Genomic DNA, 22291 nt, shown 5'->3' on the forward strand with positions numbered 1-22291 from the left:
GATAGGATCGAGTGCGACGGTCGTCCGCGAGGCGCCGACGCACTCCCGACATTCGAGAGGACGAAACGTGCCCGCGATCGTGATCATCGGCGCCCAGTGGGGCGACGAAGGCAAAGGCAAAGCCACCGACCTGCTCGGCAGCCGCATCGACTACGTCGTCAAGTTCAACGGCGGCAACAATGCCGGTCACACGGTCGTCGTCGGCGACGAGAAGTACGCGCTGCACCTGCTGCCGTCCGGCATCCTGACGGAGGGCGTCACCCCGGTCATCGCCAACGGCGTCGTCGTCGACATCGAGGTGCTGTTCCAGGAGCTCGACGGGCTCATCGCCCGCGGCGTCGACGTGTCGCGACTCAAGGTGAGCTCCAACGCGCACGTCATCACCCAGTACCACCGCACCATCGACAAGGTCACCGAGCGCTTCCTCGGCAAGCGCCAGATCGGCACCACCGGCCGCGGCATCGGCCCGACCTACGCCGACAAGATCAACCGGGTCGGCATCCGCATCCAGGACCTGTTCGACGAGAACATCCTGCGGCAGAAGGTGGAGGGCGCGCTCGACCAGAAGAACCACCTGCTGGTCAAGGTCTACAACCGCCGCGCCATCAGCGTGGACGAGGTGGTCGAGGAGCTGCTGAGCTACGCCGAGCGGCTGCGACCGATGGTGGTCGACTCCTCGCTGCTGCTCCACCGCGCGCTGGAGGACGGCAAGTACGTCCTGTTCGAGGGCGGCCAGGCCACCATGCTGGACGTCGACCACGGTACCTACCCGTTCGTCACCTCCTCGAGCTCGACCTCCGGCGGCGCCGCGACCGGCTCGGGCATCGGCCCGAACCGCATCGACCGGGTGATCGGCATCGTGAAGGCGTACACGACGCGCGTCGGCGCCGGCCCCTTCCCGACCGAGCTGTTCGACGAGTGGGGCGAGTTCCTCCGCGACCGTGGCTTCGAGTTCGGCACCACCACCGGCCGTCCGCGCCGCACCGGCTGGTACGACGCGCCCGTCGCCCGCTACACGGCCCGCATCAACGGCGTCACCGACTTCGTCCTGACCAAGCTGGACACCCTCACCGGCATCGAGCGCATCCCGGTCTGCGTCGCCTACGACGTCGACGGCGTGCGCCACGACGAGGTGCCGTCGTCGCAGACCGACTTCCACCACGCGGTGCCGATCTACGAGGAGTTCCCCGGCTGGACCGAGGACATCAGCGGCGCCCGCACGTTCGAGGACCTGCCGAAGAACGCGCAGGACTACGTCCTCGCCCTGGAGGCCATCTCCGGCGCCCGCATCTCCGCGATCGGCGTCGGCCCGGCGCGCGACGAGATCGTTGTGCGGCACGACCTGGTGGACTAGGCGGGCTCGGTCAGGCGCATCCCAACCCGGGATCGCGCCACCGCTATTCCGGGTTGTGGCCCGGAACCGGAATAACGCCGCCGCTATTCCGGCTTGAGCCCCTCAACCCGGAATAACGCGCCCGCTATTCCGGCTGCCTTGGCTAGAACCACGTACTGAGCCGCGGCGGCACGGCCGTCCGGAACAGGCGGTCCAACGCCTCGGCGTCGCCCTGGATGCGGCCCGCAAGCGCCAGCCCGCGCGCCAGGTCGTGCCCGAGGTAGACGCTGCCGAGCGACTCGACCGGCAGCGTGACATCCGGGGCGTCGCTGCTCGACTCGACCCGCGCCTCGCCGTCCTCGACGATCAGCCGGTAGCGGCCGCCGGCGAAGCCGAGCCCGTCGGTCACCTCCAGGACGATGTCGCCGTCGCTCTCGTAGCGCCGCGCCGTCAGCGTCGCCGGCACGTCGAGGATCCGCACCCAGAGGTGGTCCTGTTCGCTCGTGATGCGGGCGCCGCGGATGTCCTGGACGAGCAGCTGCACGGGCTCGTCCACCCCGCGGGTCCACGCCTTCACCTCGGCGACGAGGTCCAGCTCCAGGAGGTAGCGCCACAGCGCGGTGAGCGCCGCGTCGGTTGCGGCCGCCAGGTAGTTGACCTCGACCACGTGGCGGGAGAAGTCCTCCTCGCCGCCGCGGACGAGGTAGCTGACGAACCCCTCGGGCCGCCCGTCGGGGGAGTCGTAGCGGACCAGCAGGTAGCGCGCCTCGTCGTCGTCGCCGGTGAGCGGGCCGAGCAGGCGGTCGGCCAGGTAGGGCTCCAGCGCGATCTCGCCGTGGCGGGCGCGCATGGCGTCGGCCAGCACCGCGTACCCCGTCTCGCGGTACTCGTCGGGCGTGGTGAACGACAGCCGCCCGGGCGTCGGGCCGCCGGCCCAGCGCACCCGCTTGGCGTCGACGCTCCAGCCGGTCGCGAACGTCGCGGGGCCGAAGCCCCAGCGGCCGTAGATCGTGGACTCCGAGACGGTGAGGATCGCGGCGGGGACGCGGAGCGCGTGCGCGGTGCGCAGCTCGGCGCCGAGCAGCGCCGTCGCCACACCGCGACGCCGGTGCGTGGGAGCGACGGTCACGGAGCTGATCGCCCAGGTGTCGAGCGCGCCTCCGCCCGGGACGGTGAGCGGCGCCACCCAGGAGTTGACCGTGCCGACGGGCGTGGTCACGCCCTCGTCGTACACCGCCGTCGTGCGGCGCCCGCCGAAGTTCTTCCTGGCCTCCGCGAGGACCTCTGCCGTCGGCCGGCGGCCGTGGAAGCCGCGGAAGTCGGCGACGATCCACGCGTCGAGAGCGGCGGTGTCCGTCGGGTCGACCAGCGCGAGCCGGAGTCCGGACCCGGCGAGGTCGGTGGCGGATCGCTCGTCCAGGGCTGCGGTGAGGTGCGTGTCGGTCATTGCTCCACCGTATCGGGGCGATGCGACGCCGGACCAGGACCGTCCGGGCGCGGGACGCGGCAGCGGGCCCGCCGTCAGCGATCCGCCAGCGCGTGCAGCACCGGCAGCAGCACGCCGGGCGCGGCCCGCTGGGCCGCTGCGAAGAACGCGGCGTCGGCGGCCTCCACCGACCCGATCGCCGCCTCGGCCGCCGCCGCGCCGGCGGCCGTGACCCGCAGCACCTTCGCCCGGCTGTCCGCCGGGTCCGTCGCCCGCTCGACCAGGCCCTTGGCGACCAGTCGCCGCACGATCTCCGAGGTCATCCGCGGGTCCGAGCCGGTCTGCTCGGACAGCCGGGCCTGGCTGGGGCTCTCGGACTGCCCGTTCAGCCACCAGGTGGAGGCGAGGAGCACGAACTGCGCGTGCGTCAGGTCGTGCGGCCGCAGTGCGTCCACCATCGCGCGCTGCCAGCGGAGGGTCGCGTGCCAGAGCAGGAAGCCCGGGCTGGTCGCCGGGCCCTCGGGGAAGTCCGTCATGCGTCCAGTCTGCTCCGTCCCGCCCGCCGCTCCGACTCGGCCAGCAGGGCGGCGAGCGATTCGGGGAAGTCGGCGCTGATCTGCGGCCCGAGCTCCGGTCCGACGGCGTCCGCTCCCGGGCCGTCGATGGTGAGCGAGTAGCGCACGACCGTGCCCGCCGGCTCACCCGCGGTGTCATCCCCCGGGCCATCCTCCAGGTCGTAGCGGAAGGTCAGCCGCACGTCGCCGAACTCGGTCACGTCCGCGTAGGTGCGCCCCGGTTCGAGGACGGCGATGGTGGAGCGGATGGACTCCTGGCCCTCCGGGGTGACGGTCAGCTCGGTACCGACCGCGAACGGCCCATGCAGCTCGAAGCCGTCGGCTCCCGAATAGGTCAGGGCGCCGGTGTGGAGGTCGCGCACGGCCTCCCAGACCCGGTCGCGGGGGAGTGGGGTCGTCGCAGTCTCCGCTGTGGTCCACATGGGGTTGTCCTTTCTCTGTGCGAAGATGATCTATGCATAGACTAAACCGTTCGTCGTCGTCCGCGCAACCCTCCGCCCGGTAGGGTCGGAGCATGGCTGAGAACGAGTCGACCGTGCAGGCGCTGGAGCGGCTGCAGAGCATCCGGCAGAGCATCGACAACATCGACGCGGCCGTCATCCACATGCTCGCGGAGCGGTTCAAGTTCACGCAGCAGGTCGGTGCGCTCAAGGCCGAGCACGGGCTCCCGCCTGCCGATCCCGAGCGCGAGCGGGAGCAGATCCAGCGGCTCCGCGTGCTCGCGGAGGAGAGCCACCTCGACCCCGCGTTCGCGGAGAAGTTCCTGAACTTCATCGTGGCGGAGGTCATCCACCACCACGAGCGCATCGCGTCAGAGAACGGCCGCTAGGCGGTGGCCTGGGACCCCGCCGGGCTCCCCGACGCCCACGGCCGGACGGTCGTCATCACCGGCGGCAACGCCGGCGTCGGCTACTTCACCGGCGAACAGCTCGCGCGCGCCGGAGCCCACGTGGTGCTGGCCTGCCGGGATCCGGAGCACGCCGAGGCCGCCGTCGCCGCGATCCGCAGGCGGGTGCGCGGCGCACGCGTGGAGGCGACGCCGCTCGACGTCACGGACCGCGGCTCGATCGACGCCCTCGCCGACGCGCTCCTCGAACGCGAGCGCGTGGACGCCCTGGTGCTCAACGCGGGGATGGTGCACCCGCCGCGCGAACGCAGGACCGACCGGTACGGCAACGAGCTGGTGCTGTCCACCAACGTGCTCGGCCACTTCCGGCTCGTCGCCCGGGCGCTGCCGGCCCTGGAGCGCACCGAGCGCGCCCGGGTGGTCACCCTCGGCTCGCTGGCCACCCGCCTGGGCTCGCTCCGGCTGGACGACCTCCAGCTCGAGCGGTCGTACACGTCGTGGCGAGCGTACTCCGGGTCGAAGATCGCCGCGCAGGCGTTCGGGTTCGAACTCGACCGCCGGCTCCGCGCCGCGGGGAGCGGGGTCACCAGCCTGGTCGTCCACCCCGGTTACTCGACGTCGGGCCGCACCCCGGGCGTGCGGGGCGTCAACCAGCCCGGCCGCGTCAAGCGGTTCGCCGACAACCTGCAGGCCGCGTGGACGCAGGGCAAGGACCACGGCGCGTGGGTTCCGGTGCGGGCCGTGCTCGACCCCACGGTCACCGGGGCCGACTACCTCGGGCCGGCCGCGCTCACGAAGGGCGTCCCCGTGAACGGGCGCGCCACCCGGTCCTCCCGCTCGCCGCGCACCGGCGCCCGGCTGTGGCCGCTGCTGGAGGCCGCGTCGGATCAGGAGTTCCCGCTCCCCTGACCGGAGTCGGCGTGGCCGGGGCCCCGCAGCGCCGGCGTCAGTCGTCGACGACGATCGAGAGCAGCCGCTCCCCCTCCGGCACCTTGGCCCGCAGGGCGTCGCGCGCGCCGGCGTAGTCGGGCCCGTCCGCCTCGATCTGCCGGGTGGCCGCCTCGCGGATGATCGCGGTGGCGATGACGCGCCCGCCGCGCGGCATCGCGTTGTGCACCTGCAGCAGCTCGAATCCCTGCGGCACCTGCTCCTCGACGAGCGCCCGCGCGGTCTGGGCGTCGTCCGCCTCCGCGGTGAGCTCGCGGGTCTCGGTGGTCTGCGTCACGCCGTGCACTCTCATCGCAGGCAACGCTACCCGAATCCACTACACGAGTATCCTGGGCGCGCTCACAGCGGACGCTCAGTCCGGTCGAGTGGGCTGGGGGCATGGACATCGCCTACACCGCCATCGCGCACGCCACGGGAGGCGGACGCGACGGCCACGTCCGCAGTGAGGACGACCTGCTCGACCTGGACACCCGCCCGCCGCGCGAGCTCGGCGGCTCGGGGGAGGGCACCAACCCCGAGCAGCTCTTCGCCGCCGGCTTCGCGGCGTGCTTCCTCAGCGCCATCCACGCCGTCGGGCGCGCGCACAAGCTCGACACGCGCGACTCCGCCGTCTCGGCGAGCGTCGGCATCGGCGACAACGGCGAGGGCGGCTACGGCCTCACGGTCGAGCTGGACGTCTACATCCCGCGCCTCGGCCGGGAGACCGCCGAGGAGACGATGGAGAAGGCGCACCACGTCTGCCCGTACTCCAACGCCACGCGCGGCAACATCCCGGTCAAGCTGACGCTGGTCGACTGACCGCTCGGTCCGACTGACCACTCGATCCTGCCGGCCGCTCAGTTCGCGGTGACCCGCCCGACCTTCTCGGTCTTGTCCCAGCGCGCCTCCGCGCCGGCCAGCTCCTTGAGGTACGAGTCGAAGGTGATCGCGCAGAGCAGCGACCCGTAGCCCGCCAGGTAGATCAGCGCAGGCGCCAGCCAGCGTCCCGCGCGCGTGCGCTCCGACCGGCGGGCGAGCCAGGCGACGACCATGGAGAACGGGATCCAGATGTAGATCGCGAGCGTCAGGACGAACAGCGCCTCCGTGCTCAGCGTGATCCCGAACAGGCCGGGCAGCCACACCAGGGTCACCGGCGGGAACAGCGCAGTGATCATCACCAGCATGTTGATGATCCCGGGGAACAGCAGGATGTGCCCGAGCTCCTTGCGGCTGGTCTTCGCGTCCGTGAGCGAGCCCAGGATGAGCACGAACAGGTACGCGAGCGCCGCCGAGATCCAGAGGACGCGGAACACGGTCGCGGCCAGCTCGTTCTGCAGGAAGAGCAGTCCGGCGAGGCCGATCGCCGAGGTCACCATGATGAGCGGCAGCAGCCACAGGCTGAACCAGACGATGCCGAACGTCCACGCGCCGAGGTGGTGGACACGCGAGGGCCGGAACCAGACCTTCGAGTAGCGGGCGGTGACGGAGACGTTGCCGCGCGCCCAGCGCAGCCGCTGCTTCCACAGCGCGTCGACGGCCCGCGGCTCCTCGGCGAGCACGTGCGCGTGCGGCTCGAACACGACCTTCTTGCCGTGCAGCTGCGTCTCGAAGGTCGTGATGGTGTCCTCCGCGAGAGTGGAGGTGTCCACGCGGCCGCCGATGGCGACCAGGTTCTCGCGGGTGTGCAGTTGGGCGCCGCCGGCGAGGCAGGCCTGCGCGCCGAGCACGTTCTGCGCGCGCCTGGCGGCCGGCTGCGACAGCACGTACTCCACGCTCACGAACTTGGTGAGGTAGTTGCGGTCCCGGCTGCCCTCGCGGATGTAGGCGGAGACGGCGCCGACCTCCGGGTCGGCCAGGTGCCTGGTCATCCGCCGCAGCGAGTCGGGGAGGTAGATGACGTCGGCGTCCATGATCAGGAGCGCCTCCATCCAGTCCTCCGCGAGGACGCGCTCGATGCCGTGGTTGAGGGTGTGCGCCTTGCCCTGGCCGCCCTGCTCGCGGCGCAGCAGGAAGACGTTGCCGGGGTACTGCTCGGCGCGGTTCGCGACGACGACCGGGGTGTCGTCGGTGCTGGCGTCGTCGACCACGTAGATGCGCAGCGCCTCTTTGGGGTAGTCGAGCGCCATGAGCCGGTCGATGGAGGCGCCGATCACGGCGCCCTCGTTCCACGCAGGGACGATGATGGCGACGCGCGGGAGGTAGGGGGCGGCCTTCTTGTAGTGGTTGATCCAGGCGTGGAACGGGATGACGACGAACGTCGCCGCGGCCGCGATCACCGGGATGAGCCCGGTCAGCGCGAGGATCAGGCACACGATGACGCCGATCCACTCCAGCACGCCCAGCACGTCCACGCGGGCTCCCCTCCGTCCCTCCCCACACTACTGGGCGTTCCGCCCCGGGGGACCGGTGCGACTAAGTGGAAAGCGGTGCGGGAGCGGCCGCTGCGGAGAACTCGCCGTCGGCGACCGCCTGGCGGACCGTCAGGTAGTCCGCGTGCGCCTGGTCGGCGTACGCAATGGCCCACTCGACCACGGCGACGTCGAACGTCGTGCCGCTCCCCAGGTAGCCCGCGATGAAGGGCGCGTTCGGGGACTGCGCGTGGGCGCGCGCGAGCACGGTGCCGCAGGCGTCGACGTAGTCGGCGAACGGCCGGAAGTCGAGCTCCTCCGTGTCGATCGACACGTTGTGGTCGCGGAACTGCCGGATGTAGAAGGCGTGCCCGTCCTGCCTGGCGTAGCCCAGGAACGGGTCGCTGACGGCCTGCAGCACGCGCTGGTTGCCGACGACCCGATGGCCGTGCTCGTCGTCGTGGGCGTGGTCGTCGAACACGGGCGAGCGCCCGGCGGGAGCCCCGCCGAACTCGACCGCGACGGACTCGCTCGCCTCCTTCACCTGCAGCACCAGCGGCTCGCCGGCGGGCCCGGTGAGCACGATGATGTAGCACCGCGTTCCCACGCTGCCGACGCCGACGACGCGGCGTGCGGCGTCCGTCGGCACGTACTGCGACAGCAGCACCGCGATGTCCGTCGGGACGGTGTCCAGGTAGCTGCGGAGGATCGAGAGCACGTTCTGCTCGGTCGCCTCGGGCACGTGGGTCTGCCGCGGCGGGTTCTCGACGATCGTCATCGCGCCGTCCGCGCCGCGCTGCGTGATCTTGCGGACGACCCGGGCTGACGTGCGCCGGGACGCGGCCTCGATCGCCCGGTCGAGCACTTGCTGGGAGCTCAGGGCGCTCCGGAACCTGGTCACGTCGGCGCGGACGTAGTACCGCTCCAGGACGTCGAGCCGCGTCATCTGCCGGAGGCCGATGCGGTAGGCGGCGGCGGCCTCCAGGGCGGCGATCCGGATGTCCGGCTCCCCGAAGCCGCGCTGGCGCGCCGCCAGCACGACGCTCGCCAGGAAGCGCTTCAGGTCCCACTCCCACGCTCCGTAGGCCGACTCGTCGAAGTCGTTGAGGTCGAAGACGAGACTGCGCTCGGGCGACGCGAAGAGCCCGAAGTTGGCGATGTGGGCGTCACCGCAGATGGTGACGTCGACGCCGGTCCGCGGCTCTGGCGCGAGGTCGGCGGCCTGGATCGCCGCCGATCCCCGGTAGAACGCGAACGGGTTCGCCGTCATCCGCTCCAGGCGGAGCGGGATGAGCTCGGCCACCCGGTGCTGGTGCTGTCGCTTCAGGATGCCGACGGGGTCGCGATCGGCGGCTGGCGCGTATTCGCCGTGGCTGCTCCGTGGGAGACGCGAGCGGGCGTCCTTTCCGGCCCGGAAGAGATCGGCTGCGCTGTGGATCGCCTCGTGGTCGAGGCGGAGGTGGCCCTCTTCGGCTGTCATCGGCTGCTCCTCGCCCGGCTCGTGCGTGGCACCAGCCTACGGCGGGAAGCAGCCGATGACGCTGCGGATCAGCTCCGCGCCGGGCCGCCCAGCGTCCCGCCGGCAGCGAGGCGCATCAGGTCCGAGCCCAGGTCGATCCCGAGCTCGTTGCCGCCGGCCGAGCCGTACTCGTGCTGGTAGCTGTTCCAGGACGTGTCCTTGATGCGGGCCTCCACACCGGTCTCCATCAGCACGACCAGCTCGCGCGCGGCGCGGTCGATCCGCTTGCCGAGGGCGTTGTCCTGCCAGTCCTCCGTCGAGGCGAACACCGAGGTGGGAGCCGTCATGGTGCGGAGGTAGGCGAACATCGAGCGCATCTGCTCGTCGACGACCAGCGCGTGCCGGGCCGTCCCCGCGGTCGCGCCGAGGATGACCGGCTTCGCGATCAGGAGGTCGTTGTCGAGCACCTGGAAGAACGAGCTGAACAGCCCGCTCGGGCCCGCCTTGTAGACCGGCGCCGTCGCGATGATGCCGTCCGCCGACGCCAGGGCCTCGATCGCCGCCGTGAAGCGCGGGCCGAGGTGGCCCGACGCGAGCGCGCCGGACAGCTCGGGCAGCAGCTCGCGCAGGTCGAGGTTCTTCGTCTCGACCGTGTGGCCGTCGCGCTGGGCGGCGGCCTCCACCCGCAGGGCGAGGCGGTCGGCGAGCATCTTGGTGGACGACGGGTCGCTGACGCCCGCGTTGACGACGACCACCCGGAACGGGCGCTGGTCGGTGCTGGTCATGATGTCCTTCTCTCGTTCGACGCCGGCGCTCAGAGCGACGGGTACTCCGCCTGGAACTCGTCGGCCGAGTCCTGGTAGGGGGAGGCCCCGGTCACGTTGTCGCCGCGGTTGGCGTTCGGGCGCGGCTGGCGCGGCGCGGCGTCGCCGTACTTCGCCTTCACCAGCGACGCGTGCGTCGGCGCCTCGGGGGTCTCCGGGTCCTTGCGGGCCTCGGTCTCCTTGCGGAGCACCGGGATGACCTCCTCGCCGAGCAGGTCCAGCTGCTTGAGGACCGTCTTCAGCGGCAGGCCGGCGTGGTCCATCAGGAACAGCTGGCGCTGGTAGTCGCCGGCCCACTCGCGGAAGGTCAGCGTCTTGTCGATGACCTCCTGGGGGCTGCCGACCGTGAGCGGGGTCGCGTCGGTGAACTCCTCCATCGTCGGCCCGTTGCCGTAGACCGGGGCCTCGTTGAAGTAGGGGCGGAACTCGCTCTTGGCCTCCTGCGAGGTCTTGGCGATGTAGGCCTGGCCGCCGAGCCCGACGATCGCCTGCTTGGCGGTGCCGTGGCCGTAGTGCTCGAAGCGCTCGCGGTAGAAGGCGATCAGGCGCTGGTAGTGCTCCTTCGGCCAGAAGATGTTGTTGGCGAAGAAGCCGTTTCCGTAGTACGCGGCCTGCTCGGCGATCTCCGGCGTGCGGATGCTGCCGTGCCAGACGAACGGCGGCACGTCGTCCAGCGGGCGCGGGGTGGAGGTGAAGCCCTGCAGCGGGGTGCGGAACTTGCCCTCCCAGTCCACGACGTCCTCGTGCCACAGCCGGTGCAGGAGGTTGTAGTTCTCCAGCGCGAGCGGCAGGCTCTGGCGGATGTCCTTGCCGAACCACGGGTACACCGGGCCGGTGTTGCCGCGGCCGAGCATGAGGTCCATGCGGCCCTTGGACAGGTGCTGGAGCATCGCGTACTCCTCCGCGAGCCGCACCGGGTCGTTCGTGGTGATCAGCGTGGTGGAGGTCGTCACGATCAGCCGCTCGGTGAGGGCGGCGATGTGAGCCAGCAGGGTGGTGGGCGACGAGGAGAAGAACGGCGGGTTGTGGTGCTCGCCGATCGCGAAGACGTCCAGCCCGACCTCCTCCGCGTGGGTGGCGATCTTCACGATCGCGTCGATGCGCTCCGCCTCGCTCGGGGTCTCTCCGGAGACCGGGTCGCGGGTGATGTCGCTGACGGAGAAGATTCCGTACTGCATTGCTGGCTCCTCAGGTTCGTTCTCGCCGTATCTATGCAAACGCATATAACGACACCGAGCTGGAAGTATTCCCGGCGGGTGGTGGCACCAGCATGACGCACCGCGCCGGGGGAGACCAGGATCGGCGTTCCGCCCGCGGGCGTGCGTATATCACACATCAGCGATCTCCCAGACGAGTCCGGCAGGGTGGACTCATGGGGGAGAACGACAACATCAATCCAGCGCGCCGACGTGCAGGGGCCGCGACCGGCTTCCTCGCGCTGAGCGTCGCCGCGGGAGTGCTCGTCAGCGCGATGGTGACGCCGGTCGTCGCCGTCGCGGGCGTCGCGACAGGGGCCGGCATCCACGTCTTCGAGACGATGCCGGAGGCGCTGACGGTCGACGCGCTCGCGCAGACGACCGACATCTACGCGAGGAACGGCGCAGGCGAGCCGGTCCTCCTGGCGTCCGTCTACGAGCAGAACCGCAAGAACGTCGGCTGGGACGAGGTGTCAGGCTACGTCAAGGACGCCCTGATCTCGACGGAGGACCCGCGCTTCTACCGGCACAGCGGTGTCGACATCCCGTCGGCCCTGCGCGCGGCGATCGGCAATGCGGCCTCGGGGGAGGTCGGCTCCGGCGCCTCGACCATCACCATGCAGTACGTCAAGAACATCCTCGTCCAGCGGGCCGAGGCGATCCGCGACAAGGCGGAGCGCCAGGCGGCCTACCGGGAGGCCACCAAGACCGGGATGGACAGGAAGCTCCGCGAGATGCGCCTCGCGATCGGGCTCGAGAAGTCCCTCACCAAGGACCAGATCCTGCTCGGCTACCTCAACATCGCGCACTTCGGCGGGTCTGTGTACGGCATCCAGGCCGCGGCCGAGTACTACTACGGCGTGAACGCGGCGGACCTCACGCTCGCCCAGGCCGCCACCCTCGTCGCCACGGTCAACGAGCCGAACGGCCTCCGCATCGACGACCCGGAGAACATCGGCGACAACAGGTTCCGCCGCGACAACGACGTCCTCGCCGCGATGCTGCGCGAGCACGCCATCACGCAGGCGCAGCACGACGAGGCCGTCGCCACCGAGATCGAGCCGAACATCACGCCGCCGTCCACGGGTTGCCGCACCGCCAACCCGCTCGGCGCCGGCTTCTTCTGCGACTACGTGCAGCGCGTCATCGAGAACGAGAAGGTCCTCGCCGACCCGAAGGACTCCGGCCACAGCACCCTGAGCCGCGGCGGCTACGACATCTTCACGACGCTCGACCTGGACCTCCAGGCGGCGGCCGTCGCGGCGGTCGACGCGTACGTCCCGCACGCGACGGACGTGCTCGACCTGGGCGCCTCGCTGGTCACGGTCGAGCCGGGCACCGGGCGCATCCTCGCGATGGCGCAGAACAAGGACTTCAACGCCGACCCGGACGAGACGTCGGCCGAGAACACCGCCGTCAACTACGGCGCGGACTACGACTACGGCGGGTCGAGCGGGTTCCAGGCCGGCTCCACCTACAAGGTCTTCACCCTCGCCGAGTGGCTGAAGGACGGCCGGTCGCTCAACGACACCGTGAACGGCGACGCGCGCCCGATGAACCTGTCCACGTTCAAGGACAGCTGCCAGGGCTCGGGGACCGGCACCTACTCGCCCAAGAACGACAGCGCGCAGCGCCCGGGGAACATGTCGGTGCGGTCGGCGACCGCCGGCTCGGTCAACGGCGCGTACTTCTCGATGGCGCAGAAGCTCGACCAGTGCGAGATCCGCAAGACGGCGGAGGCGTTCGGCCTCAAGCGCGCCGACGGCAAGCCGCTCACGTCCTACGTGTCCGACGTGCTCGGCACCAACGAGGTCTCGCCGGTGCGCATGGCCGCCGCGTTCGCGGGCATCGCCAACAAGGGCGTGTACTGCGCGCCGATCGCGATCGACCGCATCGTCGGCCCGGACGGCGCCGAGCTCCCGGTGCCGGCGAGCGCCTGCTCGGAGGCCGTCGCGCCGGAGGTCGCCGCGACGATGGCGTCCGCCCTGCAGAGCGTCGTGCGCGGCGGCACGGGGTCGGCGTCGAACCCGGGTGACGGGATCCCCGTCTTCGGCAAGACCGGCACGACCGACTCGGAGAAGGACACCTGGTTCGTGGGCTCCACCACCAGGCTGACCACCGCGGTCTGGGTCGGCAACGTCAACGGGGACGTGTCCCTGCGGCGCTCGAAGGTGGGCGGCATCCAGGCCGACCAGCTCCGCCACCGGGTCTGGAAGCAGTACATGACGGCGGCGAACAAGGCACTCCCCGGCGACGCCTTCCCGGAGTCCTCCCCGCGACCGGTGCGCGACTGAGCCCCCGGGTCCGTTTTCCGCCGGTCGACGTCGGCGGCGGGCAGTAGCCTCGACGAGTGAAGGTCGCTCTGCAGTTCGTCGCCATGGGTCTCGTCTGGGGCGCCAGCTTCCTGTTCATGAAGGTGGCGCTGGAGGGCGTCGCGTTCGGTCAGGTGGCCTGGGCGCGCCTGGTGTTCGGGGCGCTGACGCTCGGGATCATCGTGCTGGCGACGCGCAGCCGCCTGCCGAAGCAGCCAATCGTCTACCTGCACTTCGTGGTGGTCGCGATCACGTACTGCGTGGTGCCGTTCCTGCTCTTCGCGTGGGCCGAGCAGTACGTCTCCTCCAGCCTCGCCAGCATCTACAACGCTGTCACCCCGATCACGACGGCGATCCTGGCGACCGCCGCGTTCCGGGTCGAGAGGCTCAACCGGGACCAGGTGCTGGGCGTGCTGGTGGGCGTGATCGGCGTCGTCGTGGTGGTCGGGCCGTGGTCGATCGCGGCGCTCTCCGGCAGCGTCTGGGGTCAGCTCGCGTGCCTGGGCGCCGTCACCTGCTACGGGTTCAGCTTCGGCTACATCCGCCGGTTCATCAGCCACCGCGACATCCCGACGAACTCCGTCGCCTTCCTCAACATCGGCCTCGCCGCGGTGATCATGGTGCTGCTGACGCCGGTGGTGGCCCTGTCGCCGATCACATTCAGCTGGCCGGTGCTGCTCAGCCTGCTGGCGCTCGGCGCGCTCGGCACGGGCGTGGTCTACATCTGGAACATGAACGTGCTGCGCGCGTGGGGGCCGACCGCCACGTCCGGGGTCACCTACGTGACGCCGGTCGTGGGTGTGGCGCTGGGCATCCTCGTGCTCGGGGAGCACCTCAGCTGGAACGAGCCGGTCGGCGCCGCGATCGTCCTCTGCGGCATCCTGCTGACGCAGCAGCGCGTGCGCCTCTTCACCCGCCGCCAGGTCGAGCTGGTCAGGCAGGCCGACTGACACATTCGTGCCGAATGTCCACTCTGGCGGCGCCAGAAGCGACATTCGGCACGAATGTGAGCAGCGCTAGGCGACCGTCGGGCCGAAGTGCTCGGGGAGCGTGGAGCGGTGCACCCCGCGCAGCTCCTCCAGGCCGACCGTGAAGAGGTCCTGCACCTCGAGCACCGGCTGCGCGCCGACCTCGGCGTCGGTGACGCCGATGCGGAGGAGCGGCACGCCGCGGCCCTCGCAGAGCCCGCGGAACTTCACGTCGTCCTCGCGCGGCACCGAGACGATGACACGGGCCGTGGACTCGCTGAACAGCGCGGTCGCGGCGTCCACGCCGTCGCGCTCCTGCAGCTCGCCGAGCCAGACGCGCGCGCCGACGCCGAACCGCATCACGCTCTCGGCCAGTGCCTGGGCGAGGCCGCCGTCCGCGAGGTCGTGCGCCGACGAGACCAGGCCCTCGACCGAGGCCGCGTGCAGCGTCTCAGCCAGGGTGCGCTCCGCCGCGAGGTCGACCGCCGGCGGCCGTCCGCCGAGGTGGCCGTGGACCGTGCCGGCCCAGGCCGAGCCGTCGAGCTCCTCGCGGGTGACGCCGAGCAGGTAGATGTTCTCGCCCTCGTCCTGCCAGCCGGCCGGGATGCGGCGGGCGACGTCGTCGATGACGCCGAGCACGCCGACGACGGGGGTCGGGAAGATCGGGGTGTCGCCGGTCTGGTTGTAGAACGACACGTTGCCGCCGGTGACCGGGATCTCCAGCTCCAGGCAGGCGTCGGAGAGGCCCTCCACCGCCTGCGAGAACTGCCACATGACCTCGGGGTTCTCCGGGCTGCCGAAGTTGAGGCAGTCGGTGACCGCGGCGGGCACCGCGCCGGAAGCGGCGACGTTGCGGTACGCCTCGGCCAGCGCCAGCTTGGCGCCCTGCTTCGGGTCGAGCTGGCAGTACCGGCCGTTGGCGTCGGTCGCGATCGCGAAGCCGAGGCCGCTCTCCTCGTCGACGCGGATCATGCCGGAGTCGTCCGGGAAGGACAGCGCGGTGTTGCCGCCGACGAAGTAGTCGTACTGGTCGGTGATCCAGCTCTTGTCGGCCAGGTTGGCGCTGCCGAGCAGGGCCAGCACCTGCTCGCGCAGCTCGTCGCCGGAGGTCGGGCGCGCCAGGACGCTGGCGCTGTCGGCCTGGAGGGCGTCGATCCAGGTCGGGTAGGCGACCGGGCGCTCGTAGACCGGGCCGTCGACCGCGACGGTGCGCGGGTCGACGTTGACGATCTCCTCGCCCTTCCAGTTGATGACCAGGCGGCCGTTCTCGGTCACCTCGCCCAGCACGCTCGTCTCGACGTCCCACTTGGCGGTCACGGCGAGGAAGGCGTCCAGCAGCTCGGGCTTGACGACCGCCATCATGCGCTCCTGGCTCTCGGACATGAGGATCTCCTCCGCCGTGAGCGTGGGGTCGCGCAGCAGCACCTTGTCGAGCTCGACGAACATGCCGCCGTCGCCGTTGGAGGCCAGCTCGCTCGTCGCGCAGGAGATGCCGGCGGCGCCGAGGTCCTGGATGCCCTCCACCAGCTTGTCGCGGAACAGCTCCAGGCAGCACTCGATGAGCACCTTCTCGGCGAACGGGTCGCCGACCTGCACGGCGGGCCGCTTGGTCGGGCCGCCCTCGGAGAACGTGTCGGAGGCCAGGATGCTTGCGCCGCCGATGCCGTCGCCGCCGGTGCGGGCGCCGAAGAGGACGACCTTGTTGCCCGCGCCGGACGCGTTGGCGAGGTGCAGGTCCTCGTGGCGCAGCACGCCGACCGAGAGCGCGTTGACCAGCGGGTTGCCCTGGTACACGGAGTCGAAGTAGGTCTCGCCGCCGATGTTCGGCAGGCCGAGGCAGTTGCCGTAGAACGAGATGCCGGAGACGACGCCGTGCACGACCCGCGCGGTGTCCGGGTCGTCGATGCGGCCGAAGCGCAGCTGGTCCATGACCGCGACCGGGCGGGCGCCCATCGAGATGATGTCGCGGACGATGCCGCCGACGCCGGTCGCGGCGCCCTGGAACGGCTCGATGTAGGAGGGGTGGTTGTGCGACTCCACCTTGAAGGTGACCGCCCAGCCCTCGCCGACGTCCACGACGCCCGCGTTCTCGCCCATGCCGACCATGAGGTTCTTCTTCATCGCCGGCGAGACCTTCTGGCCGAACTGACGCAGGTAGATCTTGGACGACTTGTAGGAGCAGTGCTCCGACCACATCACCGAGTACATCGCCAGCTCGCCCGAGGTGGGGCGGCGGCCCAGGATCTCGCGGATGCGCGCGTACTCGTCGTCCTTGAGGCCGAGCGCCGCGTACGGCTGCTCCTTCTCCGGAGTCGCGGCGGCGTTCGCGACGGTGTCGACGACATGCTGGACGGTGGTGTCGGTCACGCGGGCACTCCAGGCTGCTGGCGGTGGCGGGGGATGGGAGCCATTCTACCGGGGGTTAAGCGGGGCAGCGCTCCGGGGGCATCGAGCTCTCCGCGCCGATCTGGATGCCCTGCACCTCGCCCGAGATCACTTTGAAGATGATCCGTCGTCCATCGCTTCGGGTGAGCGTGTACTGCACGGAGGTGTTGTTGTACTCGCCCGTTTTCACGAGGTCCGGATAGGCGGCCGCCAGAGCCTCGGCCGTCGATCCCAGCCCGATTCCCTCCGCGGTCTTCGGGGAGAGTGAGACGTCGTTACCGGGGCGACCGAGCAACTCGATCGTGTCCGCCGTTACCTGACCGTTGTCGTCGATCACCCGGAGTGTCGTCCTGTCCGGCAGGCCGAGGTAGAGGCTGAACGGCAGGCAGATCGGGTCCGTCTCATCGGAGAAGGTGGAGAGCTCCGCCTTGACGTCGGCCAGCGGCCGGCCCAGGGTGACCGGGCCCATGCGGTCGACGTCGATCCTCCACGTGGAGGGGTCGGCGGGATCCTCGGCGGCCGGTGCCTGCGTGGGCGTCGCTGTCGGCGTCGGGACCGGGGGGGGCGTCGGGCTGGGGGTCGCCGTCACGGTCGGGCTCGCGCTCGGCGTCGGCGTCGGCGCGGCCTCCGGCGCCAGCAACCCCGAGCCGAGCGCGTACGCGACGCTCCCGCCGGAGATCCCGAGCGCCACCAGCACCAGCGTCACTACGAGCGCCGTGTGTTTGCGCACCCGGCCGTACCGTCCGTCCGCCGCCGTGGTCACGACCAGTTCGCGGATCGCCGCTTTGCGGCGCGGGTCGAAGGTGGGCTCGCCGTTCATCGTGCGCCTCCCGTCATGATCGTGGGGTCCTGCTCCTGAACCAGGGCGGAGAGCTTCGCCTTCGCCCGCGAAAGCCGCGACTTCACCGTTCCGGCGGCGATCCCGAGGGCTTCCGCGGCCGCCGCGGTGCTGAAGTCCTCGAGCACGCAGAGGGTGAGGATGTCCTGGTCGCGTCGCGGGAGCTGCGCGAGCGCCGCTCGCACGGCGCCGCGGCGCGCATCGCCGTCGAGCCGGTCGTCGACGGTGCCCGCGTGGTCGGGGGCCGGCTCCGGGGCCGGGAGCGCAGCGAGCGCGGCGCGGTAGCGGCGGGACGACCGCAGATGGTTGCGGAACACATTGTTCGTCGTCACGAGCAGCCACCCCACGACCGACCCGTTCACGACGCGCATGGCGTCCCGCCGGCGCCACGCCTCCAGGAACACCACGGCCGTGATGTCCTCGGCGTCGTGCACCGAGGCGGTCAGCCGCAGCGCCTGGCGGAACACCCGGTCGTGGTGCAGGTCGAACAGCACCCCGAACGCGTCGGCGTCGTCGGCGCGCACGCGTTCGAGCACATCAGGCTCGTCGAGCAGAGATCCCCTCACACTCACATAGTGTCCGATGCGCGGGAACGGTTCCCGCGTCTAGGGTGGCTCCGAGGAGGCCGCCATGCAGATCCCACGACCGTCGCAGGAGACGATGGAGCTGTTCCGCTCGGTGGTCCCCGACGCTCCCGGTGTGGAGGTCAAACCGATGTTCGCCAACCTGGGCGCGTTCGTGAACGGCAACATGTTCGCCGGGCTGTTCGGCGAGAGCGTCGGGGTGCGCCTCCCGGACGACGCCGTGCGGGAGGAGCTGCAGGCGATCGACGGCACCGGGCCGTACGGGCCGGCCGAGCGGCCGATGGGCGGCTACGTCGCCCTCCCCGACGCCTGGCGCGACGAGCCCGACCGCCTCCGGGAGTGGATCGGCGTCGCCCTGGAGCAGGTCGGCCGGATGCCCCCGAAGGAGAAGAAGCCGCGCACGCGCAGACCGTGAGCGCCCGAAAAGCAGCACAGGGGTCGCAACACGCCGTTTGCGTGGCGCTGTAACGGCGTGTTGCGACCCCTGTGCTGCTGACCGGCGCTCAGTGGGTGGGGACGGGGATGCGCGTGAGCTGGTCCACATCCCGCGCCGCGCCCTGGTCGGCCGACAGCGTCATCGCCGCGTAGGCCCGCAGCGCCGCCGACACCGGCCGCTCGCGGTCGAGCGGGCGGAAGCCGCGGCCCGCGGCCAGCGCCTCGCGCCGCGCGTCGAGCTCCGCGTCCGGCACCTCCAGCCGGATGCTGCGCGCCGCGACGTCGATGGTGATCGTGTCGCCGTCCTCCACCAGCGCGATCGTGCCGCCGGCCGCTGCCTCCGGCGAGACGTGGCCGATCGACAGGCCCGACGTGCCGCCGGAGAAGCGGCCGTCGGTGATCAGCGCGCACTTCGCGCCGAGGCCACGGCCCTTCAGGAACGACGTCGGGTACAGCATCTCCTGCATCCCCGGGCCGCCGCGCGGGCCCTCGTAGCGCACCACGACCACGTCGCCGGCCTGCACTCGCTTGGTCAGGATCGCGTCGACCGCCTCCTCCTGCGACTCGACCACCACGGCAGGGCCGGAGAACACCAGGATGCTCGGGTCGACGCCCGCGGTCTTCACCACGCAGCCGTCCGGCGCGAGGTTGCCGCGGAGGATAGCGAGGCCGCCGTCCGCCGAGTGCGCGTGCTCGACATCCCGGATCACGCCGCCGGCGCCGTCCGTGTCGAGCGACTCCCACCGCGCGGACTGCGACGACGCCTGCGCCGACCGCACGCCGCCCGGGGCGGCGTGGAACAGCTCGATCGCCTCGGCCGTCGCCGAGCCGCCGCGGATGTCCCAGTCGGCCAGCCACGACTCCAGCGACGACGCGTGGATGCTGTGCACGCCGCGGTCGAGCAGGCCCGCGCGGTCGAGCTCGCCGAGCAACGCGGGCACGCCGCCCGCGCGGTGCACGTCCTCCACGAGGGCCGCTCCGTTGGGCGCGACCTTGCTCAGGCAGGGGACCCGGCGGGAGAGCCGGTCGATGTCGTCGAGGTCGTAGTCGATGCCGCCCTCGCGGGCCGCGGCGAGCAGGTGCAGGATCGTGTTCGTCGAGCCGCCCATCGCGATGTCGAGCGCCATCGCGTTGCCGAACGCCTCGCGGGTCGCGATCGAGCGGGGGAGGACCGACTCGTCCTCACCGTCGTAGTAGCGGTGCGCGAGCTCGACGGCGGTCGCGCCGGCCTTCTCGTAGAGCGCGCGGCGGGCGGTGTGCGTGGCGAGGGTGGAGCCGTTGCCCGGCAGGCCGAGGCCGAGCGCCTCGACCAGGAAGTTCATCGAGTTCGCGGTGAACATGCCGGAGCACGAGCCGCAGGTCGGGCAGGCGGCCTCCTCGACGCGCAGCAGGTCCTCGTCGGAGACGGCATCGTTCGCGGAGTCGGCCATCGCCGAGATGAGGTCGAGCTTGCGGACCGTGCCGTCCACGAGCACCGTGCGGCCGCCCTCCATCGGCCCGCCGGAGACGAAGACGGTCGGGATGTTCAGGCGCAGCGCGGCGAGCAGCATGCCCGGGGTGATCTTGTCGCAGTTGGAGACGCAGACCAGGGCGTCCGCGCAGTGCGCGTTCACCATGTACTCGACCGAGTCCGCGATCAGCTCGCGCGACGGCAGCGAGTACAGCATCCCGCCGTGGCCCATGGCGATGCCGTCGTCCACCGCGATCGTGTTGAACTCGCGCGGGATGCCGCCCGCGGCCTGCACGGCCTGCGACACGATGCGGCCGACCGGCTGCAGGTGGGTGTGGCCGGGGACGAACTCGGTGAAGCTGTTCGCGACGGCGACGATCGGCTTTCCGAAGTCCTCCCGGGCGACGCCGGCGGCGCGCAGCAGTGCGCGGGCGCCGGCCATGTTGCGGCCGTGGGTGACAGTGCGGGAACGGAGGGCTGGCATGATCCCATCGTGCGGGCGCGTCCGCGGGAGCGGAAGGCGGCGTCACTACTAGTAGTGGGAGCACTAGTATCGACGCGTGACCGATCAGGACGACCGCCGCGGCGAGCTGGGACGCTTCCTCCGCAGCCGGCGCGAGCAGGCGCCCCGCGCCGACTACGGCCTCCCGCCGGTCGGCCGCGCGCGCGACGTCGGGCTGCGCCGCGAGGAGGTCGCCTACCTGTCCGGCGTCAGCGTCACCTGGTACACCTGGCTGGAGCAGGGCCGCCCGATCAACCCGTCCCGCTCGGTGCTCGACGCCGTCGCCCGCACGCTGCGGCTCACGCCGCCCGAGCACGAGTACCTGCTCTCGCTCGCCGGATTCGGCCTCCCGGCGCTGGCGCCGACCCGGCCGGTGGAGGACGCGCCGGCTCACGTGCAGCGTCTCCTCGACGCGCTCGGCGCCAATCCCGCGTTCGCGCTCGCGCCCGACTGGGGGATCGCCGGCTGGAACACGGCGTACGCGGAGCTGTACCCGAACGTGGCCCGGGTGGCGCGCGAGGACCGCAACCTGCTCTGGCTGGTGTTCACCGACCCGGCCGTGCGGGAGCTGCTGCCGGACTGGGAGGAGACCAGCGCGCGCTTCCTGGCGGAGTTCCGCGCCGAGACGGGGACGCGCGCGGGGGACCCGGCCGTGCGCGCGCTCGTGGAGCGGCTGCGGGAGGCCAGCCCGGCGTTCCGGGCGGCGTGGGAGCGCTACGACATCCGCGGCTTCGCGTCCCGCGAGCGCCGCTTCCACCACCCGCGCCAGGGCGAGGTCGCGCTGGAGCACCACCAGCTCGCGCCGACCGACCACCCCGACCTGCGGCTCGTCGTCTACACCCGCCTCGGCTAACCGCCGAGTACGCGAATCCTCTGCGTACTCGAGCGTTTTCGCCTCATTTCGGGCGTACTCGGCAGCTCAGGCGTCGATGAGAGTGGAGCGGATGACGCTGGTGAAGAAGGTGAGGCCGTCGACGCCGGAGCGCATCGCGGCAGCGGTGTCGGGGCCGAAGCCGGGCTCGACCGCGTGCTCGGGGTGCGGCATGAGGCCGACCACGTTGCCGCGCTCGTTGCGGACGCCCGCGATGTCGTCCAGCGAGCCGTTCGGGTTCACACCGGTGTAGCGGAAGACGACGAGGCCCTCGCCCTCCAGCCGCTTCAGTTCCTCGGCGGACGCGATGAAGCCGCCCTCGCCGTTCTTCAGAGGGATGACGATCTCCTGGCCCTGCTCGAAGCCGCTGGTCCACGGGGTGTCCGCGTTCTCGACGATCAGGTGCTGGTCGCGGCGGATGAAGTTGCCGTGGTCGTTGCGGATGAGGCCGCCGGCGACGAGGTGCGCCTCGGCGAGCATCTGGAAGCCGTTGCAGATGCCGAGCACCGGCATCCCCTTGCCCGCCGCGTCCACGACCTCGGTCATGATCGGCGAGAGGGAGGCGATGGCGCCGCAGCGCAGGTAGTCGCCGTAGCTGAAGCCGCCCGGCAGCACGAGGGCGTCGACGCCCTGCAGGTCGTGGTCGCCGTGCCAGAGCGCGACCGGCTCGCCGCCGGCGATGCGGACGGCGCGCAGCGCGTCCCGGTCGTCCAGCGAACCGGGGAAGGTGATGACGCCGATGCGCATCAGGCGTCCTCGCCCGGGTAGTGGATGCCCACCACGTCCTCGATGACCGAGTTGGAGAGGATCTCGTTCGCGATCTCGGTGACCGCGGCGCGGGTGGCGTCGTCGATCGGGCCGTCGACGGTCAGCTCGAACCGCTTGCCGACGCGGACTCCCGAGAACTGGCCCTTGCCGATCCGGGCCAGGGCGCCGGCGACGGCCTTGCCCTGGGGGTCGAGCAGCTCAGCCTTGGGCATGACTTCCACAACGATCGTCGACAAAGGGTGA

22 protein-coding genes are annotated in these 22291 nt (G+C 71.3%); 8 read left to right on the top strand and 14 right to left on the bottom strand.

All coding sequences use genetic code 11. The features are described 5' to 3' along the window. Positions 1-67: 67 nt before the first annotated feature. The gene (locus HNR13_RS03480) at positions 68-1354 is read left to right on the top strand and encodes an adenylosuccinate synthase (RefSeq protein ID WP_179604463.1); all 1287 of its coding nucleotides are present in this window, start codon (positions 68-70) and stop codon (positions 1352-1354) included. A gap of 142 nt (positions 1355-1496) precedes the next feature. On the opposite strand, the gene HNR13_RS03485 is transcribed toward HNR13_RS03480, so the two are convergent. The 3 genes from HNR13_RS03485 to HNR13_RS03495 all read right to left on the bottom strand — a co-directional run bounded on the left by HNR13_RS03485 (position 1497) and on the right by HNR13_RS03495 (position 3756). Further along, the gene (locus tag HNR13_RS03485; protein WP_179604464.1) at positions 1497-2780 is read right to left on the bottom strand and encodes a GNAT family N-acetyltransferase; all 1284 of its coding nucleotides are present in this window, start codon (positions 2778-2780) and stop codon (positions 1497-1499) included. A 74-nt stretch (positions 2781-2854) separates the two neighbouring features. Then, complete coding sequence (locus tag HNR13_RS03490) at positions 2855-3295, bottom strand: MarR family winged helix-turn-helix transcriptional regulator (protein ID WP_179604465.1); 441 nt, start codon at positions 3293-3295, stop codon at positions 2855-2857. Next, on the bottom strand, positions 3292-3756 hold the full coding sequence (locus HNR13_RS03495) for an SRPBCC family protein (protein ID WP_179604466.1): 465 nt from the start codon (positions 3754-3756) through the stop codon (positions 3292-3294). Before HNR13_RS03495 ends, HNR13_RS03490 begins: the two co-directional genes overlap by 4 nt. 92 nt (positions 3757-3848) lie before the next feature. On the opposite strand from HNR13_RS03495, the gene HNR13_RS03500 reads away from it, so the two are divergent. Both HNR13_RS03500 and HNR13_RS03505 read left to right on the top strand, forming a co-directional pair. Then, positions 3849-4163 carry a chorismate mutase gene (locus HNR13_RS03500; RefSeq protein WP_179604467.1) on the top strand — a complete coding sequence of 105 codons (315 nt, stop codon included), beginning with the start codon at positions 3849-3851 and terminating at the stop codon, positions 4161-4163. 3 nt (positions 4164-4166) lie between these two features. Further along, a complete protein-coding gene (locus HNR13_RS03505; protein ID WP_179604468.1) occupies positions 4167-5090 on the top strand; it encodes an SDR family NAD(P)-dependent oxidoreductase in 924 nt (307 codons plus the stop codon). 37 nt (positions 5091-5127) lie between these two features. Here HNR13_RS03505 and HNR13_RS03510 read toward each other — a convergent pair whose 3' ends face one another. Beyond that, positions 5128-5406: a hypothetical protein gene (locus tag HNR13_RS03510; protein WP_343063437.1), complete on the bottom strand. Its 279-nt coding sequence runs from the start codon at positions 5404-5406 to the stop codon at positions 5128-5130. 101 nt (positions 5407-5507) lie between these two features. On the opposite strand from HNR13_RS03510, the gene HNR13_RS03515 reads away from it, so the two are divergent. Then, on the top strand, positions 5508-5927 hold the full coding sequence (locus HNR13_RS03515) for an organic hydroperoxide resistance protein (protein WP_179604470.1): 420 nt from the start codon (positions 5508-5510) through the stop codon (positions 5925-5927). Positions 5928-5965: 38 nt separating this feature from the next. Here HNR13_RS03515 and HNR13_RS03520 read toward each other — a convergent pair whose 3' ends face one another. From HNR13_RS03520 to HNR13_RS03535, 4 genes are all read right to left on the bottom strand, one after another. Next, positions 5966-7444 (bottom strand): glycosyltransferase, encoded by a 1479-nt coding sequence (locus tag HNR13_RS03520; RefSeq protein WP_179609101.1) that lies wholly within the window; start codon positions 7442-7444, stop codon positions 5966-5968. A 76-nt stretch (positions 7445-7520) separates the two neighbouring features. Continuing rightward, positions 7521-8936, bottom strand: a complete 1416-nt coding sequence (locus tag HNR13_RS03525) for a DUF2252 domain-containing protein (RefSeq protein ID WP_179604471.1) — start codon at positions 8934-8936, stop codon at positions 7521-7523. Between the two features lie 68 nt (positions 8937-9004). Beyond that, positions 9005-9700 (bottom strand): CE1759 family FMN reductase, encoded by a 696-nt coding sequence (locus tag HNR13_RS03530; protein ID WP_179604472.1) that lies wholly within the window; start codon positions 9698-9700, stop codon positions 9005-9007. A 29-nt stretch (positions 9701-9729) separates the two neighbouring features. Next, complete coding sequence (locus HNR13_RS03535; protein WP_179604473.1) at positions 9730-10917, bottom strand: LLM class flavin-dependent oxidoreductase; 1188 nt, start codon at positions 10915-10917, stop codon at positions 9730-9732. 194 nt (positions 10918-11111) lie between these two features. On the opposite strand from HNR13_RS03535, the gene HNR13_RS03540 reads away from it, so the two are divergent. Beyond that, a complete protein-coding gene (locus HNR13_RS03540) occupies positions 11112-13229 on the top strand; it encodes a transglycosylase domain-containing protein (RefSeq protein WP_179604474.1) in 2118 nt (705 codons plus the stop codon). 56 nt (positions 13230-13285) lie between these two features. Beyond that, positions 13286-14197, top strand: coding sequence for an EamA family transporter (locus HNR13_RS03545; RefSeq protein WP_179604475.1), 912 nt, complete (start codon positions 13286-13288; stop codon positions 14195-14197). Positions 14198-14263: 66 nt separating this feature from the next. Here HNR13_RS03545 and purL read toward each other — a convergent pair whose 3' ends face one another. From purL to HNR13_RS03560, 3 genes are read right to left on the bottom strand one after another with little or no spacing between them, the layout of a single operon-like run. Beyond that, a complete protein-coding gene (gene purL, locus HNR13_RS03550) occupies positions 14264-16582 on the bottom strand; it encodes a phosphoribosylformylglycinamidine synthase subunit PurL (protein ID WP_179604476.1) in 2319 nt (772 codons plus the stop codon). 55 nt (positions 16583-16637) lie between these two features. Next, positions 16638-17420: a hypothetical protein gene (locus HNR13_RS03555; protein ID WP_179604477.1), complete on the bottom strand. Its 783-nt coding sequence runs from the start codon at positions 17418-17420 to the stop codon at positions 16638-16640. Further along, positions 17417-18004: an RNA polymerase sigma factor gene (locus HNR13_RS03560; RefSeq protein WP_343063440.1), complete on the bottom strand. Its 588-nt coding sequence runs from the start codon at positions 18002-18004 to the stop codon at positions 17417-17419. Before HNR13_RS03560 ends, HNR13_RS03555 begins: the two co-directional genes overlap by 4 nt. 64 nt (positions 18005-18068) lie before the next feature. On the opposite strand from HNR13_RS03560, the gene HNR13_RS03565 reads away from it, so the two are divergent. Next, positions 18069-18437, top strand: a complete 369-nt coding sequence (locus HNR13_RS03565) for a TfoX/Sxy family protein (protein ID WP_179604478.1) — start codon at positions 18069-18071, stop codon at positions 18435-18437. Between the two features lie 88 nt (positions 18438-18525). Here HNR13_RS03565 and ilvD read toward each other — a convergent pair whose 3' ends face one another. Further along, complete coding sequence (gene ilvD / locus HNR13_RS03570; RefSeq protein WP_179604479.1) at positions 18526-20391, bottom strand: dihydroxy-acid dehydratase; 1866 nt, start codon at positions 20389-20391, stop codon at positions 18526-18528. Between the two features lie 76 nt (positions 20392-20467). Between ilvD and HNR13_RS03575 the strand changes: the two genes are divergently transcribed. Beyond that, positions 20468-21262, top strand: coding sequence for an MmyB family transcriptional regulator (locus HNR13_RS03575; protein WP_179604480.1), 795 nt, complete (start codon positions 20468-20470; stop codon positions 21260-21262). A gap of 66 nt (positions 21263-21328) precedes the next feature. Here HNR13_RS03575 and purQ read toward each other — a convergent pair whose 3' ends face one another. Together purQ and purS are read right to left on the bottom strand one after the other, a co-directional pair. Beyond that, positions 21329-22027, bottom strand: coding sequence for a phosphoribosylformylglycinamidine synthase subunit PurQ (gene purQ / locus HNR13_RS03580; RefSeq protein WP_179604481.1), 699 nt, complete (start codon positions 22025-22027; stop codon positions 21329-21331). Beyond that, on the bottom strand, positions 22027-22284 hold the full coding sequence (purS, locus tag HNR13_RS03585; protein ID WP_179604482.1) for a phosphoribosylformylglycinamidine synthase subunit PurS: 258 nt from the start codon (positions 22282-22284) through the stop codon (positions 22027-22029). Before purS ends, purQ begins: the two co-directional genes overlap by 1 nt. Positions 22285-22291 lie beyond the last annotated feature (7 nt).

The sequence above is a fragment of the Leifsonia shinshuensis genome, assembly GCF_013410375.1.
Classification (GTDB): Bacteria; Actinomycetota; Actinomycetes; order Actinomycetales; family Microbacteriaceae; genus Leifsonia; species Leifsonia shinshuensis.